Origin of the sequence: Pseudoalteromonas sp. 0802, assembly GCF_013350085.1 — a bacterium.
In the GTDB taxonomy this organism is placed as follows: Bacteria; Pseudomonadota; Gammaproteobacteria; order Enterobacterales; family Alteromonadaceae; genus Pseudoalteromonas.
In genome coordinates this window covers 1-17,010 of sequence record NZ_JABVXE010000032.1, presented here as the reverse complement: position 1 = coordinate 17,010, position 17,010 = coordinate 1, and the positions used below count along the sequence as shown (strand labels likewise).

Annotated in this window: 15 protein-coding genes and 1 pseudogene; 6 read left to right on the top strand and 10 right to left on the bottom strand. The window is 35.9% G+C overall.

The features are described 5' to 3' along the window. Positions 1 to 263 (bottom strand): helix-turn-helix domain-containing protein (locus HUS61_RS20340; RefSeq protein ID WP_175083659.1); only part of this gene is annotated, 263 nt, incomplete at its 3' end. Positions 264 to 301: 38 nt separating this feature from the next. Between HUS61_RS20340 and tnpA the strand changes: the two genes are divergently transcribed. Further along, entirely contained in the window at positions 302 to 697 is a 396-nt protein-coding gene (gene tnpA / locus HUS61_RS20335) for an IS200/IS605 family transposase (protein ID WP_175080771.1), read from the top strand. Positions 698 to 821: 124 nt separating this feature from the next. Here tnpA and HUS61_RS20330 read toward each other — a convergent pair whose 3' ends face one another. From HUS61_RS20330 to HUS61_RS20310, 5 genes are all read right to left on the bottom strand, one after another. Further along, positions 822 to 1,490, bottom strand: a complete 669-nt coding sequence (locus HUS61_RS20330) for a lipopolysaccharide assembly protein LapB (RefSeq protein WP_175080772.1) — start codon at positions 1,488 to 1,490, stop codon at positions 822 to 824. Continuing rightward, positions 1,487 to 3,412, bottom strand: coding sequence for a pilus assembly protein N-terminal domain-containing protein (locus HUS61_RS20325; protein ID WP_175080773.1), 1,926 nt, complete (start codon positions 3,410 to 3,412; stop codon positions 1,487 to 1,489). Before HUS61_RS20325 ends, HUS61_RS20330 begins: the two co-directional genes overlap by 4 nt. Positions 3,413 to 3,544: 132 nt before the next feature. Next, positions 3,545 to 6,301: a PAS domain-containing hybrid sensor histidine kinase/response regulator gene (locus tag HUS61_RS20320; RefSeq protein ID WP_175087009.1), complete on the bottom strand. Its 2,757-nt coding sequence runs from the start codon at positions 6,299 to 6,301 to the stop codon at positions 3,545 to 3,547. After that, on the bottom strand, positions 6,298 to 6,888 hold the full coding sequence (locus tag HUS61_RS20315) for a cysteine hydrolase (RefSeq protein ID WP_175083583.1): 591 nt from the start codon (positions 6,886 to 6,888) through the stop codon (positions 6,298 to 6,300). The genes HUS61_RS20320 and HUS61_RS20315 overlap by 4 nt, the downstream gene beginning before the upstream one ends. An 8-nt stretch (positions 6,889 to 6,896) precedes the next feature. After that, positions 6,897 to 7,820 carry a response regulator gene (locus tag HUS61_RS20310; RefSeq protein WP_175083582.1) on the bottom strand — a complete coding sequence of 308 codons (924 nt, stop codon included), beginning with the start codon at positions 7,818 to 7,820 and terminating at the stop codon, positions 6,897 to 6,899. Between the two features lie 264 nt (positions 7,821 to 8,084). On the opposite strand from HUS61_RS20310, the gene HUS61_RS20305 reads away from it, so the two are divergent. The 3 genes and pseudogenes from HUS61_RS20305 to HUS61_RS21950 all read left to right on the top strand — a co-directional run. Beyond that, positions 8,085 to 8,678, top strand: coding sequence for an isochorismatase family protein (locus HUS61_RS20305; RefSeq protein WP_175083581.1), 594 nt, complete (start codon positions 8,085 to 8,087; stop codon positions 8,676 to 8,678). Positions 8,679 to 8,757: 79 nt separating this feature from the next. Next, complete coding sequence (locus HUS61_RS20300; protein ID WP_175083580.1) at positions 8,758 to 9,339, top strand: response regulator transcription factor; 582 nt, start codon at positions 8,758 to 8,760, stop codon at positions 9,337 to 9,339. 231 nt (positions 9,340 to 9,570) lie between these two features. Beyond that, positions 9,571 to 9,885: pseudogene (locus HUS61_RS21950) on the top strand (hypothetical protein); the annotation flags it as partial. 50 nt (positions 9,886 to 9,935) lie between these two features. Here HUS61_RS21950 and HUS61_RS20290 read toward each other — a convergent pair. The 4 genes from HUS61_RS20290 to HUS61_RS20275 are packed head-to-tail and all read right to left on the bottom strand — an operon-like array spanning position 9,936 to position 13,312. After that, complete coding sequence (locus tag HUS61_RS20290; RefSeq protein WP_175083579.1) at positions 9,936 to 11,294, bottom strand: conjugal transfer protein TraH; 1,359 nt, start codon at positions 11,292 to 11,294, stop codon at positions 9,936 to 9,938. Next, a complete protein-coding gene (traF, locus tag HUS61_RS20285) occupies positions 11,294 to 12,277 on the bottom strand; it encodes a conjugal transfer protein TraF (protein WP_175083578.1) in 984 nt (327 codons plus the stop codon). The genes HUS61_RS20290 and traF overlap by 1 nt, the downstream gene beginning before the upstream one ends. Before the next feature lie 10 nt (positions 12,278 to 12,287). Continuing rightward, complete coding sequence (locus HUS61_RS20280) at positions 12,288 to 12,977, bottom strand: hypothetical protein (protein WP_175083577.1); 690 nt, start codon at positions 12,975 to 12,977, stop codon at positions 12,288 to 12,290. A gap of 2 nt (positions 12,978 to 12,979) precedes the next feature. Then, positions 12,980 to 13,312 (bottom strand): hypothetical protein, encoded by a 333-nt coding sequence (locus HUS61_RS20275; protein WP_036973899.1) that lies wholly within the window; start codon positions 13,310 to 13,312, stop codon positions 12,980 to 12,982. Between the two features lie 301 nt (positions 13,313 to 13,613). Here HUS61_RS20275 and HUS61_RS20270 point away from each other — a divergent pair, with 301 nt between their 5' ends. Then, complete coding sequence (locus tag HUS61_RS20270) at positions 13,614 to 14,627, top strand: hypothetical protein (RefSeq protein ID WP_175083576.1); 1,014 nt, start codon at positions 13,614 to 13,616, stop codon at positions 14,625 to 14,627. A 220-nt stretch (positions 14,628 to 14,847) separates the two neighbouring features. After that, on the top strand, positions 14,848 to 15,348 hold the full coding sequence (locus HUS61_RS20265) for a hypothetical protein (RefSeq protein WP_175083575.1): 501 nt from the start codon (positions 14,848 to 14,850) through the stop codon (positions 15,346 to 15,348). The last annotated feature ends 1,662 nt before the right edge of the window (positions 15,349 to 17,010 follow it).

Sequence of the window (17,010 nt, the reverse complement as noted above, 5' to 3'; positions counted from 1 at the left end):
GTTTCCAAGTCGCGAGCAACCTGCTGAGCAGCAGCAGAATCAAACGCTTTAATCCAGCTAAATTCCTCGAATGGCTTAATTTCCTTGAGGAGAGAAGCCATATCTTTGTAAAACAGGAATGTTTTATCGTATTCATAACGACGCATATTTTCAGACAACAACAGATTCCAAATGCCACGAGCTGTTGCACCAAACTCAATGAGCTTAACTTCTTGTTCTGGCGTAGGGTTTAGCCTGTAGTTGTATCTGAGCGTCTTTTTCATATACTGTATAGACTACTGTATAAGGCCAAGTTGTCAAGATGGAATATGAAACTAAATCTCACTGCAAATATCTAATTGCGCTTCATCTAATTTTGGTGGTTAAGTACAGAAAACCTCTGCTAAACGGAAGGCTGGGTGAGTTTGTAAAGAAAACGGTTTTCGATGTTTCTCTATCATCTGACTTTAGGATCGAAGAGGTTGAGATAGACAAAGATCACATTCATATGCTGATTACAATCGGCACTCGATATTCAGTAGGCCAGCACGCAAGGAGGATTAAGCAAGCGACAACCGCTAAAATCTGGAAATCATTTCCTTATCTGAAAAACCAATTTTGGAAAGAGAAAACATTTTGGTCTGATGGGTACTTTGTGTGTTCTGTAGGGAATGCAAGCGCAGAGACTATACGAAAATATATCCAAGAGCAGGGGTGACACTGATTCATCCCCGCGACATCACTTTGTTCTTATCACGGGGTTTTCTCGGTGAGTTTAGATAAATAATTATCGTGTGGCCTTTAATAGTCAGTGAGTTTTTCAGTAATATGCTTTACACATATCAACAAACCATGTTGATGCTAAGCCTACTACGGTTATGAATCGATTGCTCATAGCTTGCATCATACTCCAAAGACTTCGCATAATAATTACATGCCTTCTTAATGTCCTTTTGCTTTTCAGAGATTAGCGCTAGATTGTAATAGTATAGTGGGTAACTCAGCCCTGTACTTTTTGAGATATCTAAGTATTTTCCTGCAGCAATATAATCTCCCTTAGCATAATATATGGCGGCCAATTGCGCATAAACCTTAGGCTGGGCACCATACAATTTCAAAGCTTTATCTGACAAACTAACTGCACGGTTCAGGTTGTTTTTTAAAATATTTAACTCAATAGCCATCATAAGAGATATCAATTGAGGCTTATTTTGATTTACAAGCTTATTTAAGGTGTAGTTTGCCTGGTCGTTCTTTCCTGATTTCAATAATAAGTTTGCGTGAACTAAGTTTATATCGTCATTATCAGGGTGAGATAAAAGTAACTGGTTAATCTCCCTTATTGCTCCATCGCAGTCAGACTTCCCATCAATACAATTGAGCCCTGATCTATTTAAGCCATGCTTCTGTACAATTTTTTTCAACTGTAAATTGGGATTAACATATTCTACATAATCAACGTTAGCACAAGAGCACAATAAAATAGAACTTAAAATTATTAAGGCTTTCATAATACATTCTCCTCAAGGAAACTCTGAAAAAGATTATCTAGGCTTGGCGATATCCATTCAGACATATCATTAACTTGTTGTCTTACTATGCTGGGGGTAACTACAATTACCAACTCTCGATTATTTTCACTGTTACTGTTCGTCTCTGATAATTTACCGAATAGACTCTTTCCATCCTTTCCTGGTACAAAATCATGACTTGAATTATTATCATTATTTATTAATCCAGCTATGACTATAGGCTGTCCATCATTTAGCCTTGTTGAAGTCTGAAGACTACGTGTATTGAATGCGCTACTATTTAAGCTACTTCCTGTACTTTGAGCGATTTGCGATGTCAAAACTGTATCCGGTAGTGAAATAACAGGATTCAAATCTAGAGTGATTCTATCTTTATCATCAACTAGAGCTCTTACACTTAACTCAACACCGAAAGATTTGAATTCAGTTCCACTAAATACTGAGCTACTATTACCTTGCTGATTTGCTGTGATCCCAGAGGGACTAAAACTAGTTGGTACTGGCACCTCTCCACCGACTTTGAATATTGCACTTTCTCCAGATAACACGGTTATACTAGGCCTTGAAAGCGTTTTAGAAATACCTTGCTGTTCAAGTAACGAAAATAGCATGTCTATTGCAAACTGAGATGTAGAAAACTGAAGGTTATTGGTCAACTGCCCACCAACAAGTTGCAATGCATTTTCGATTGTAGCAGCGCCGTTTTCCCTTTCTGTTAAACCAGCTAATGTAAAAAGCCCATTATCACTATATCCTTTTGAAACAACACTTAGGTCTGGTCGCCATTGCTTTAGTTTTCTCTGGTTAACTTCATATAACTGAACAGAAACCCTAACTTGTGGTAAATCCTCCACCTCAATTGTTGAAAGTACTCGTCCACCGGCTAATGAGAGTAATGTTGCACGAGCAATATTAGACTTCACATTACTCATCTCAAATTGATTTTCTCCCCCTGACATTAATGAACCTGACTCATTCGCTAAGACTTTTATTTCCGCCTCTTCACTTTGATCAATGCTTTGCTGAGGCGATAATTGCGCTGAATTTAACTGTTGCCTAGGTAAATCCTGCTCGCCTTTAAACAAGGTATTTATTGAATTGAGTAAACGAACAAGTCGGATTTGATTTTTAACCTTACCAGAGAGTAAAAAAACATCTTTATCATCATCTAGAATTGAGTTAGCTGATAGGCGCTTTACATTTACATTTTCTTCATTCAAAGACTTTATTACTTCTGCTATTTTATCCTCTTTTGCTTTTGGGACCTCACTAACCTTAATCAAATTAATAATAGCTACTTTACTAGTTTGATTACTTATTCCATTAGATATAGCACCTAAACCTTGAAGTCGTTGCGATAGATTTTGGAGTACACTTTGATTAGGATCACCGCCTAAGACAGGTTGTGAAGTTTGAGAGCTTGAAGACGCATATAAGTAATTCTTCGCAGCAGTATAAGCTGCATGCCTATAACTCTCCGTAGGAACCGTGCCCCTAATCACAATTGCATGCCTGTCAGGTGCAATGGCCAATTGAAGAGCAGGGTGAATATCCTTTATAGCATTTTCAAGAACACTGTAGTCTTCTGTTACTCCAAGTAAAAAAGTTTCTGAATTATTGTTGTCATACCAGACTATCATTGATGTTCTACCTAGCCTCTTAGCTAGGATAAGTAACTCACGGCCACCAACAACATTTACATCTAGTGTATTTTCATTCCCGACAGCTACTCTTTGAATATCCCGATTAAAAACAAATCGGGTATGTGTCCATTTTACTAGGTTAGAGACTTCCTTAATTCTTTTTCCGTCAGCACTTTCAATATAATTTAAACTACTCTCAGAGGAGAAAAGCGAAGATGAAAAGAAAATAAATATAATAGCGACGTTTCGAGCAATCATTTTAACACCCTCATAACTTGTGATAAATTATGTAGATGCAAGAAGCAAACCCAAAAAAAACCTAATAATTACAAATGGTTATAATTACTCATGCGCTTCATTACTATTATGCTTCGCAAAATGAAAATCAAATTAAGAATTAAGAATTGATTTGACCCAACTAGCCACTTGTTGCATTCTCTCAAACCGTGAGCTCACAAAGTGAGATTGCATTAAAAATTTATCCAAAACCTCTATTAATTTCGAAAACTGAATAGGCTTTGCGATATAGTCATTCATTCCTACCTCAAAATAGCGCTCTTTATCTCCATCTAAAACATTTGCAGTTAAAGCTATTATAGGTAGTTCATTACTTGCAAATACGTTGCGAAGCCTTTTTGTAGCTTCAATACCATCCATATTCGGCATTTGGATATCCATAAGTACCAGTTTAAAATTGTTTTTGTTCATTTGATTCAAACACTGAACTCCATCGTGAGCGTAATGAACATTGCAATTCAACTTTTCTAAGTATCTACCAATGACTAGCCTATTATTCGGATTGTCTTCTACAACCAATACGTCAGCTCCTGAATAATCTCTTACTGCATAAATATGGCTTTCTGTTCTTTTATTATCTTTAAAAATTCCAAAATCTATAATTTCTTCAGCAAATAACACCTGCCCCTTTTCAAGCAGGTTGCGTTCAACTGTACCTGAGACGAATTTAACAAACCTCTCGCTCTCATATAGATTTCTAATAGTTTCATTCGCATTAATTAGAAGAACAGGTACGCTGATTAAGTTTTGCTTGAAATAATCACTGAAACTAAACATTTGATTTGGCTCAGTAACAATAACTCTATCGCTTGATTTATTAAAATGAGTTACTTCATCTAAATTTTTAAAAACAAATACATTATGACCCATCCTAAGCAGTAAATGATAGAGAGCATCAGAAACTGACCCGTCAACACCTATGATATAAAAATTAAAGGGCTCATTCGCTTTTAATGCTTCTTCTGAAGCCGGTACAAAGGGGAGAGTAAGTCTGAATGTACTTCCTTGGCCTTGAATTGAATCAATTTCAATAGTTCCGCCCATAGCGTCACAAATCTGTTTGCATATTGCTAACCCAAGACCACTACCACCATACTTCCGAGTGATAGAACTATCTTGCTGGACAAATGGTTGAAATAACGTATCAATACGTTCTTTACAGATCCCAACACCTGTATCTATAACAGATACTATATATTCCTTGTTTTCATTGTGCTTAACAAGGACCTTAATATGTCCTTCAGAAGTAAATTTTATTGCATTTGAAATAATGTTTAATAACATTTGCCGAGTTCTAGGCTTATCACCGTAGCAAAGTACAGGGCAATCAATACAAATATCTGCTATTAATGTAATTTCTTTTTGTAGAACCGAAGTTTCAACTACTCTAAAAACTTCACTAATACACTCTTCGATGTTGAATACTTGATTTTCTAATTCAATTCTATGCTCATCATTTCTGGAAAATAGTAATACATCATCGAGGATACTCAAAAGTGCACTGCCACTAGTACTAATAATAGAATTGAATGTTTTTTGTTCTTCATTCAACCCTGTCCCAGATAATAATTCTGAAGATCCTAAAATAGCATTTAGAGGTGTTCTTATCTCATGGCTAATATTTGCTATAAATCTTGATTTTGCTTGAGCTAAATCTTCAGCCTTTTGAGCTTGACGGCTAAGCTCTTTACTAGTTCGAATACGCTCATCAATATTAATTAAGCTCACTGCAATTTCTTTTCTATATGGAGGGATCTCACTTTGAAAAGCCTGAAAATGTGACTCATACCATTTATAACCATTATTTGTTTGAAGAAATAATTCAAACTGACCCGAGGTGTTGTCATTTGTGTTTATCGCTTCTATAAACGTACTTCTAAATTCATCAGAAATATAACTTAAAAAGCTGTTTGAAAGTTGATTGTCAAATTGAGATTTCCAACTTTCATTGGAATAAAGGATAGAGAAATCCTCAGATAATTTAAGGATTGGCTCTTGGATAAAGTTTGTCGCTAGTCTGTAATTCTGCTCAATTTCCTTAACTTTTAAGTCCGCTTGCACTTTAGCTGTAATGTCAGATTCAATCGCGACAATATTTTTTAGTTTTTCACCTTCAAAAACGAAGAATGCATCAATATTTACCCAATATGGTTCGCCAGACTTTTTATAGTTAAGAATATCCAAATTGAAGTTTTCATGATTTCTAAGGTGTTCCGCCATACGTTCTTTCGTTTTTTGCGAAGTCTTAGGGCCATGCAAAAATTCTTTTGGCTTTTTCCCTTTAATCTCATCCAAAAAAAACCCTGTAAACACCTCAAAGCTACTATTTACCCATTTAATTTTTCCTTGTGGATCGGCAATAATAATAAGGTTAGTTGTGTGTTTAGCAACAAGTGAAAGTCTTTCAGCTAACTCATTTTTTTGCGTCAATCTGAACTGCTCTTTTATCATATATTCTATGTTGAACAATGACCCAATAAATGAAGATTCACTTTTGACTAAAGTAAGTTGATACCAGCTTGACTGCCCATCATTCTTTGTAACAATAACATGTTCAGAAATTGATTGACCTGCCTTAAGCTCCAGTGAGTTTTTATATATCTGAGAGTCTGGTGAGTATATAAAATGTAAAAGATGTTGATTTTCAACTTGTTGGTCAGAATAACCAAGCTCCTGCTTCCATGCATTATTAAAGTACTTAATTGAAAAGTTTTCATCGACTTCAAAAATGCACTCTTTAATAACTGATAGCAATTCCATTTGTTTCTGCTGAAACTGCGCAGTTTTTTCTATTAAAGCATATTGAATTTGAAGCTGTAGCTCTTCATTAGACTTTGTATCCGTTTTCATAACAAATTCACTAATTCTTTTGAACCAATTACACGAGAATACAAAGGGAAAACATGTTCACAATAAAATTGTTGCTCAAAGGGTGTTCGACTCGAAGTACAATCGTTCAAAATAGTGACATTAAAGCCTTTTTCGTGGGCTGAACGTCCTGTTGAATCAATGCAAATAGAGGTAACAGTACCAGCTAAAACAACATCAGAAATATCATTTTCTAATAAGAAACTCTCTAGCTCAGTGTCAGTAAATGCATTTAACCCTCTCTTTCCGGGGATTGTCGTGATTACATCCTTAAAGGGATCAAATTGACTTATTTCCTTTGCTCCATAAGTTCCTTGTTTAAAAGCACCGACTTCCTTTATGGCACTTAAGATACCGATGGGGTTAGTTAACTCATCATAATTCTCAGTAAAACAAATTGGTGTACTAACAATAACCTCAAATGAATCATGATGATTTTCAATTAACTTTATAGTATTGGATAAAGCGCCCGTTACTGCAGAGCTTTCACTAATATAAGAATGAAGGAGCCCATCATCAGAAAAATAATCATTCTGAAAACCGATTAACACTAAAGCAAACTTTGGCATATAACCTCCTAAATGTATTGATCACTTTCTTCAATTTGATTTATTAAATTCTGTAACTTCAGTTTTGTTACGGGCTTTTCTAAATGAATATCGATGCCCTTAGCAGCAAGATCAAGAACTCCATCTTTTTCAGTAATTCCAGAAAGAATAACCTTGATTGATCCGTTATTAATATCAAGCTTCTTAAGCTCTTGAAAAACGTCACTTCCAAATAAGTGAGGCATTTTTTCATCTAAAATGATCAAATCGAACTCTTGCTTTTTACAGATACTTAAGGCATCTGCCCCATCGGCAGCAACAGTCACATCTAATCGCAAATTTTCAAGCATCGCTTTTGTTGTAAACAAACTAGTTTCACTATCATCTGCTAAAAAAGCTTTTAGTTTAGGTTTACACATTGACTCAACTACAGCTTGAACCTCACTACTTAAGAATGGATAGAACAGGTAGAACTCAGTAGAACTTAGCTTTGTAGGCATTTGATTTAAGTTAATGATTCCGACAGTATGAGAGTTACTAAAGCTTTCATTTATCCACTCTAAATTCCAATGTTCTTGTTGACTCTGAAAGTTACAATAGAGCCTTATTTTTTCAATTAATGAATCACTTGTTTCAGCAGCACACTCTCTAAGGCGCGGTTCAACGCTGTACGGGTAAATAAATTCGCATTCATCGGTAAAGTGATAAACAATTTCATCTCCAAACTTGAGCTGCAGACTGTTATTTATTTTTATCAAAGTGAGATGTTTCGCTGTATCTTGGCAACTCAACATACGTAAGTTGTTGACTAACTGGGGAAGTATTTTATGTAATTTAGAAAAGTGTAGAAGGCACTGGTGGTACCCAGTTAAATTTTCAATGCAAAAAAAGTGAGGCTCAGTAATTTCCTCAACTGCAATTACATTTCTTATGACATCATAGATATTAAGCATGTGCGCCTCCAAGATAATTACAAAGCAATTATGAGACCAAAAAATATCACCTTATTTATCAGCAACCTAAAAAAGCACATGCTTTCATTTTCATTTTGATTTTCAAATTGCTTCGCAATTTGAAAATCGAAACTCAGTTAATGATCATAGGTTTTACAAAGAGAGCATTTAGAGCTAGAAAGTAGATTTTAAAAGCTATAATTTTACCTGATAAAATTATAGGCTATTATCCTAATATAATTATTAAATTCATTGAGGGAAATAATGAAAAAAACAGCCTTAGTCATTACAGGCTATCAAAATGATATTTTCCACTATAACGGAAAGATAAACCCATTTATCAAAGATGTAGCTTATCAACAAGAAGCTTTAGAGTGTACTTTTTCACTCTTAATGACGCATATTCTTAACTTTGATTATGTACTGAGCATTCCTTTTATATACAATGATGAAATTCGAAAGGTAGATAACCCGTTAGGTTTATTCAAATGGGTAGCAGATACTAAAGCTTTTGAAAACGGCTCATATGGTGCTGAAGAATTAGACTTCCTAAGTACCTTTGGAGAGTTAATTCATAGTATCCCCTGTGGATTTGGTTTGAACATTTTCAGTAACCCTGAAGTTGAAAGAGTTCTAAAAAGAAACAAAATAGAGCAATTATTTTTTATTGGAGCCTGCTCTGCGTTAACTATTGATAGCAGCGGACAAGAAGCAAATCTGAAGGGCTATCAAGTTACCATATTCTCTGATTGCTTTTCTGCAACAAGCTTGGCAGAAAAAAATCATTACTGCAAAAAACTCTTTCCAAAATTCAGCGATGTAACTGATTCATTGACATATTTCAATTCAAGAAGCTAAATATAATTATCTATCGACAAGTAGTAAGTCTTAAAACTTCTCAAGTAACATATGGCCTGTTTTTGAGGTGGAAAATTATATGTGTCAGAATATTTTTATTATGCAGGATGAAATTAAACCACCTAGCTGGCTCGAGGCATTTCCAGATTCCATAATTCATGAGTCTGTTCCAGAGCCTTTACCAGAAAAAGCGTTCGTGTGGTTATTAGCTGGAAGTCTAGACTGGTGCTTAACAATTGAGCGCTGCGTAAAAGTAAATATATCAGTGATCGTATTAACAAATAAATTAGACATAAAGCAACTTACTAAATCACTTCAATATGGAGCAAAAGGGTACGTTAATTTGAATGTTAACAGTCGTACTTTACAACAAATACGTGAAACTATTCTCCATGGCGGCATATGGGTACCAGAGCAATTACTTTTGAACCTGTCGTCTGTTTTATTAACAACGCCTTCTAATTATAAGTCCAAAAATAAATTGAAGTCTCTTACTGAAAGAGAAATTCAAGTGGTTCATGAAGTGATCAAAGGACTTACAAATAAGCAAATTGCAAGAATCCTTGATATTACAGAGAGAACAGTAAAGGAACACATGACTTCAATATTAAGGAAGTTAGACTTACGAGATCGAAGACAACTTATACTTAGTTTGAAGTAAACAACTCTATAAATGATAGCAAAATGCACGATTGATAATTGCTAAATTTCATGAAAAGTTATCGAGTGCTCGCGCTGATTTTTAAACACAAGCTCTTTCGAACTCTCGTTGATGAGAACCGCAAACAGGCGAGACATATAGCCGATGCCTAATTGCATAGCTTTGTTGCTAAAATTTAAAGAGCAAGGCAAGCATCTAGTTAAGCTCAAGCAGTGATATGGTAGTTCTAAAACTTGTCATTATTGCAGTCATAAAAGGGAAGAAATGCCTTTCTCGGTTTGCAAGTGTTGCGGAACTGTAGATATAGATCGTGACTTAAATGCAGCCCTTAATATCCGTTATATATACATCATAGAATTAAAAGCGGCTGGACGGACGTTTCTGCTTATGGAAGTGCGTAATTCTCGATACTATCGAGTAACGGCCAACAAAAAAATATCTGTCAATAGAGCGGTAAGTAGTCACATTATAGTTGAGAATGATTTGACTGAATGTGCTCAACAAACACCAGTACAGTTGTTTAATTGTACTCTCCTGGAACTTTGAAATTATCATTAAATTGCTCTAAGTTCCCACTGTTCTGGATTGTCAGTAACTTATTTAATTGCTTGGGTAACCGCATATGGTGTGGCAACTAACTTCAAATCTTCACCTATTTTGTATCGCATTTTATCAAGATCATCATTGAGCTTATCCAGTGATTCGATATATGGTTTAGCAACAGCCCCTTTTAGTGATACACCTACAGATGAATTTGACTTGATGTTATGAAGTACTTCCTGAAGTACCGTTATTATTTGCTGAGCTACAGCTTCCTGCGCTGTTAATGATAATGTCTTTGCGGCCAATCGAGGGCTTTTTAAAGCGCTAACTAACTCTGTAGCATTTAAATCTGCAATAGCTTGTAGTGCAATTTCATCTGCCGTCTGAGCTACATTCAGTCTTTTATCAATTTTGGCAACGAGCTTTTCTGCTATATCATCAAAAATGTACTTCAAGCCTCTGCTAGAGATAGTTTGTTCAATAGGGTTTAAGCAATTTGGATCTGTGCTTTCACACTTCATTACTCTAATTGAACCTGTATCAGACTCTTCGAAAATATCTCTTAATGAGACAGTTGCAGGTTTAGTTATTACATCAATCCCAGTATCGGTCGAGCTTGTGCTTCCAGACTTTCTAGAAATTGTTGTACCGGTTAACGACATGATCAGGCCTTTTAAGTTTGCACCACCCCAACCTGAGATTGAGGAATGGGTATATGCACTGACATTTGCATTCACTAGAATATGATGAGCTGTATTAACTTCTACTTCGACACCATTTTTTTCTGCTTTAACAGCTGTATTATCTGTATCGCCTTTCGTAGCGTTTGCCTCACCTCTATCTGTTAACCAACCTGAAGCATCATTTGCGAGCCCTTCTAAAGCACCAAACTGCACTGAGCTCTTGAAAGTATCGACTGCATTTGTGCCGTCATCTAATTTCAGATCTCCCAAATATCCAACAGCCTTTTCGCAGCCATTAGCCGTCATTTGATTAAATTCATCAAGTTTTGTTTGAAGGTCTGACATTAACTTACTACATGAGGGACAAACTGAAGTTAAAGCCAAGTTAAAGGCATATGATGGTACACCTTGTGCAATCGCCCTTCCCATTTGCACTAATTGGTCGGAGTTTATTAAACTAAAGCTTCCAGCAAAAAAGTCGATGCCACCACAGCCTCCAGATATTTTCGGAGGTTGAAAATTAACGACATTCGCTCTTACCCCTTTTACTCTGTAAGAAGCCCCACCAAAACTTATACCGTTTCTTGTTGGTGTACTGAATGACGTAGCAGTTGTCGTTTGAAATGTTACAGCTTCAGTAAAGACATCTTCCATCACAGTTGAAGCATGAATTGATGGAGACAAAACGCTAAGTGCTATTAGCACTCTTAATTTATTAATTTTAAACATTACTGAGCCTTTGATGTCGTTGAAAGGTTAATCTCATTAAGCCGTTTTCTGAGTAGGTCAGATAGTATTGAAGGGTTGTCTTCTAGCTTTTGCTTTTCAACTACTAAAGGCTCCTTTGACACAAGAATGTCTTTTACTTCTTGTGTTTTAACGAATTGCTCCTCACTAATGAGGTTCATCCGTTTTGCTGCATATAGTGCTCTTTGAACAAGTTCACTACCTGATGCCATGCCATATTTAATTGTTTGAAAGTGCTGACCATCATTTGAGACAAGCATTGTTGTAGGGGTAATATTCACTTGAAACTTTCGAGACAAAGTCATGTTAGGGTCGATGACATGCTTAACTCCCGGGAACTCTTTATCTAAAAGAATGCCATCCATTGAGATTGCTAACACATCAACCCCCATTATCTTAGCTAAGGACTCCATCGCAGGAAATTGTTGGTGACAATACGGGCAGTCAGAACGATAGAACATCCACAGCCCTGCTTTATCAAATAAAGAATTGAACACTTTGGCTTTATCTTTATTTGTTTTTACTTTATGAGCAAATAACGCATTACTTGAATTTGGTCGGCGGTTACTTTCAGAAAGTTGCTCTTCAAACATAAAGAATTCTTTTGTTTGATCGCTAAATGCATTCGCTTTGTCGATAGCTAAACGTTGTGCGTAATAATAGTTTGAAATGTTCTCTGTACTAGGGTCATCAATAGCTGTATTGAGTAATTTAGGAAGGTTTTCTTTCAACCACGCTGAATTAATTTCAACCATTTCTGGTTGTTTCTTATCATTTGGCTGTGCAGAAGGAGGTTGCGCCTTTGGAACTTCTTGCTTTTCCTCATCTACAAGCTCAGGATCTTCGTAAAAGTGCCATCCTCTACTAGGCTTTTCTGTTCCAGAAACCGGTGAGCTTTTAGCAGACACAAAGCCAGCATTCATAACTCCCAATGCTACAATTGTTAAACTTAAATAGAATCTCATTCCTTTCAACCTACGAAATATTAGCTACTTGCGTGTGTTGTACTCGAACTGATTGCTCTTGAACGAAATGATGGATATTTACTTTTTTAAGTTTGATTGTTTTCACTGATTTTGGATTAACACCACAACGGCACCAAGGACAAGAAGAAGTGAAGCTTTGGGTTGTTCTTAAATAAAAGCGACCACATGAGCATCTATTGGGGTATAAGTCCTGCTTAGAAATTCCACAAAACAATGAATTTACTTGATTAATGTCAATTGGGTCGACCAAATCTTGGAAGCGCTTATTAAAGCTTATACAAACATTAACAAGCATATCTGCAAAAACATTATCATTATCATTATCATTATCATTATCATTATCATTATCATTATCATTATCAAAATTAGGGTACAGAGCTTTAGCTTCATTAAATAGCAGATTCGCTATCAAAAAGCCTTCGCGGTTTGAATCAACCCATCCATAACCAACTGAATTTGCAATTTTCTTGAACTCAAATGGCTTAGAAGAAATAGTGTCTACTTCCCTTTTTATTTCTTTATAGCGTCCAATTTTGATATAAGGAAAGAGCTCTGCAACAAGAGCTGGTCTTGCATTAAGAGACATCAGCGTAACAATCAGTGAAATGTCTCTTGTTATATTATATGAAACACTTCTACCATCCACTAAACCTATGAGTTCTGAACTAATTGCATTCATAATTAATTCCCCACCACAGCGATTGAGGTACTTGCAGCTAAGTTTTTAAGCTTGCCAAGTTTTGAATCGTTATTCTCAGCACTTTTAATAGCATCTAGCATTTGTTTAATTCCATTCAAACCAAGCGATGCCGCGTTAATAACTGTTTTTTCTCTAGCTAGTCGTTGCAATGTCATTGTACTAGCATCACGTATAGCAACCACATCAGCTTCAGATTGAATACAGAAAAGGTGCGCAGCCAATTGAATATCTACAACTGCAGCTTGTTTCACTAGAAGCAACGCACTAACTTGAATAGATATTGCTTCATCCAAAAATTGACTTCGATTTTCCATAACACAACCAATAAAAAATTATTAACAATGAAGCTATATTTTAAACAGAAGGTCACTAAATTGGCAACTATACAAAGTGTATATTTCGCAATTAAATTTTATAGAAAATTTAAATAGTTGATTTTATAGGTATTTATTTATTTATAAACTGACACATTATGATGCAAAAAAATAAACACAACCTCCATCGCTAGCACTTTATAACTAGACAATTAAGTCGAGTACTGTTATCAAAAATCAAAGTTGGCCATTCACAATCCAAATGTAATACTCAATTCAGGTTTAACTTTTAGGTTTTTAAATGACATCTCTGTTTCACATTGCAAATAAAATTAATGAAATGCTCACAGAATATGAGCTGGGTAACCTTCAAGAATTGAGGAAAAATATTCATTCTTTATCACGAGTTCCCTCAAAGTACGTATTTGACCAAAGGGGAGTAAAAAAAGATTGGGGAGCTCATTTCGGAGGTCGAGCCGAGCTTCAATTTAACATCGGCTTTGAAAATAATTCCTTTCGATACGGAGTAGCATTCTCCCCTCGCCCTAGTAGAGATCATCCAAACCTTAATGCTCTAATAGAGAAAATTAATTTATTCAATGAATACATCAATGAATTCGGAACTGAGTTTTACGATTTAAGCATGTGGCACTATGATGTTGAGCATGACGGCTCTAGAAGTGAAGACTTTCAGCCAACCATAATCAAGTCAGAATGGTGCAAAACTAATGCTTTTATTTTCCTAGGTGAAAAACAAAATCGTGAAAGAATTGATTATCAGCGAGTTTGTGATGTGTTAGATCGCTTACTACCTTTGTATCTTCACATAGAGATAGCATCAAATAATGACAACCCTTCTACTCCCTCTTTTGTTTTCAAACCAGGTTGCAGAGCAAAACTGTCATTTACCAAAGCCTCCTATAAGAAGGATCAGCAAATAGATGTACGACTATTACACAATGATCTTCAACAGGCTTTGTATGATGAATTAGTGCAAGTCTATGGCAGGGATAACGTAGGCACTGAAAACGTTATAGGATGCGGAAGAGTTGATCTGACTCTCCAATTGGGTGATAAGTACAGGTTGTATGAAATCAAAACAGCATTTAGTGCTAAATCATGCATACGGCAAGCAATTGGGCAACTTCTAGAGTATGCGTACTTTTATAAAGCAGGTTTCGTTGAAAAGTTAATTGTTGCTGGTCCTGTAAAATGCACAAGTGTTGAACATTCCTATCTGAATGAACTGCAAAGCAAGTTTAATTTGCCGATCGAGTATTATCAAATCAAAAATGAAAGATTTGATTTTGATTAAATTAATACTCCCAGAAACATACCAACTTTGTAGTCTCATATTTGATCTGCCGCTCATTGCATTGATTAATTATTATTCTCTGCTAGCTTAAAATGAGTTTGTAGATGGATGTACAAGTTTGCTGATTTTTTCATCAGTGAAATTTAATCAGTTGTAGCGACAGGGAAGTGAGCACCCTGTTTCTGTAGTTAATGCTCTTTAACTATAAGGAATTCACAAGATGATATTACTAGAAAATGAATTAGGAGATGAATTTTTAAATAGCATTGAATATCAAGAAGCTTTAAGAAAAGCTCTTGAGGAGGCTGGTACTGAGATTGTAAAAACAGTTCCTAGTACTCATCACGAAATTTCGGCTAGACCTATTGGATACTGGAATAATACAGGTGTCTATAAACCAAAAGGAATTACACTTTTAGTCGTTTACACTGGAGGTAAATGGCGTTCAAATCCTCACTGGGGGCCTACTGACGCTGCTGGTGATTCGCGTTATCCAGCACCAAGTTCATACCTAAAACCTGGAGCACCAGAGGGGTGTTTAATTGGTAAAGTTGGCGGTAGCAATATCAGTGGTGGTAGCCCTGTGTTTGCCATTGGTAACCACGGTTATGTACCTCCAGAGTATGAAGGACTTCTATGGTTAACTGTCAATGATGAAGAACGTGGTTTTGGTGATAATCATGGCCAAATATCAGTTGCTATAAGGCATATAAGAGCATAAATAGCATAAAGAGGGACAAGTACGACTGATAGTGCTCTGTCTCTCAACTACACAAAGTACAGATTTCAATCTCTTACATACCAAAAACGTGCAAACTAACAACCTTATATCCAAAATGAATAAAACAAGTATTTTACCTTGCTCTTCTGCAACTAAATCGACAGGTTAATCAGCTATGGCAATAAAACCATATGCTTATAAATAGTAGTTCAGGATACGGTCAGCGTCTTAACAAATAAGTTCATAATACGGAACAGCATACTAATCATAGGATACCGAAATGCGGACGTAAGGAAATTCAAAGTTTCATTTCCAACTTTTCAAATAAATATCAAAACACTAACTGAAATGCTAAATTTCGACGCCCTAGTTAATTTCATATATTCAATAGCTAAATCCGTAAATTGGTCTACAGCAAAATCCATTTTTTCCGAGTTGCGGAACACCTTTACAGGTCACTTAGTCCTGATATTGGAAGTTCGAAACTGGATTTGTTGTAATGCAATCGTAGACCAAGAAACTTCTCCCAGTTCATTTTCGATATTAATGAAAATCTCGCTTTAATCCTTTTAGCGGATTAAGGCGTACTTTTATTAGTTCGTTATCTGGACGCTCTTTACTGCCCCTTTAGTCCGGCGTGCGGAGTAAAACTCATGAATCGAACTCCATTTAATGGACTGTATTAAACTGGTAGTTGAAAGTGATATTTTCTCAAATTCATTGTTGTTGTAGGAATGTCTTAATTTGTAATCAGTTGAATACTTCCAAAATACGGAAGCTGAACACATCAAATTTAATCCGCCAAACGGAATGCTAATGCTAATCAACTGTCCGTAGTGTGGAGTGCAATCACATTTGTTTTATTCTTTAGACTTGTTAGATGTGTTGCCTTAATTTCATTTTGAGCTTGAAAGCAAAAGCAGTATTCTGGTTAGAATGCACGTCCGCTTTGCGGAGTAAACTCCGTTCAATTCATAGACCACTTGCTCACCTCCCCTACTAAATTACTAATCCAAGTGAATGGAAATGTATCAACATTGTTTTCCGCATTATGGAAGACGCCCATACCTTACAGACTCCATGATGCGGATTTGTCATCTAGTGATATATTTTGGTCAAAACTAACAATATTACTTATTGCGCTATTGTTCTGAAAATACCACCAGACAAAGCCTCAGTTCATTATACGGAAGAATACTGGAAACTGTTTTTCCGTAATGCGGAATTAACCAAACAGCAACGACATCCTTTAAGAGGAATAAGCTTAAGTTTACTATGGTTCATATGGCGGACTTTAAATGAGCTTATCTGAAGCTTCAGAGAACTTACAACTCATAAAATGCATATGAAGGATGAGTTAAACATATAGCGAACAATTTAACCGCTTTGCGGAAAGTGATTGTTATCTTTTAATGGCTAACACTATCCACTATACGGATTGTGAGCACTTAACTTTAAAAGAGGGTTATTCAAGTTCTAGTTTTTAGGTATGACCCTTCACATTCTATAAAATCTAAAATTGCTCATCATGACACCAAAGCTGCCTATAGCCACATGCTCATAAAATTATGAGTAACCCCTCAGTCCCGAATTCAGATAATAAGTGCACCACTCATGGTTAAACGGTGAGAAGAGATCAACTGCCTGTTGGTGGTACTCTAT

Coding starts and splice junctions, on each gene's coding strand:
- HUS61_RS20315 (WP_175083583.1), bottom strand. CDS start 6,888: ATGCCAAAGTTTGCTTTAGTGTTAATCGGTTTTCAGAATGATTATTTT.
- HUS61_RS20270 (WP_175083576.1), top strand. CDS start 13,614: ATGACATCTCTGTTTCACATTGCAAATAAAATTAATGAAATGCTCACA.
- traF (WP_175083578.1), bottom strand. CDS start 12,277: ATGAGATTCTATTTAAGTTTAACAATTGTAGCATTGGGAGTTATGAAT.
- HUS61_RS20325 (WP_175080773.1), bottom strand. CDS start 3,412: ATGATTGCTCGAAACGTCGCTATTATATTTATTTTCTTTTCATCTTCG.
- tnpA (WP_175080771.1), top strand. CDS start 302: ATGGAATATGAAACTAAATCTCACTGCAAATATCTAATTGCGCTTCAT.
- HUS61_RS20265 (WP_175083575.1), top strand. CDS start 14,848: ATGATATTACTAGAAAATGAATTAGGAGATGAATTTTTAAATAGCATT.
- HUS61_RS20305 (WP_175083581.1), top strand. CDS start 8,085: ATGAAAAAAACAGCCTTAGTCATTACAGGCTATCAAAATGATATTTTC.
- HUS61_RS20310 (WP_175083582.1), bottom strand. CDS start 7,820: ATGCTTAATATCTATGATGTCATAAGAAATGTAATTGCAGTTGAGGAA.
- HUS61_RS20320 (WP_175087009.1), bottom strand. CDS start 6,301: ATGAAAACGGATACAAAGTCTAATGAAGAGCTACAGCTTCAAATTCAA.
- HUS61_RS20300 (WP_175083580.1), top strand. CDS start 8,758: ATGTGTCAGAATATTTTTATTATGCAGGATGAAATTAAACCACCTAGC.
- HUS61_RS20275 (WP_036973899.1), bottom strand. CDS start 13,312: ATGGAAAATCGAAGTCAATTTTTGGATGAAGCAATATCTATTCAAGTT.
- HUS61_RS20290 (WP_175083579.1), bottom strand. CDS start 11,294: ATGTTTAAAATTAATAAATTAAGAGTGCTAATAGCACTTAGCGTTTTG.
- HUS61_RS20280 (WP_175083577.1), bottom strand. CDS start 12,977: ATGAATGCAATTAGTTCAGAACTCATAGGTTTAGTGGATGGTAGAAGT.
- HUS61_RS20330 (WP_175080772.1), bottom strand. CDS start 1,490: ATGAAAGCCTTAATAATTTTAAGTTCTATTTTATTGTGCTCTTGTGCT.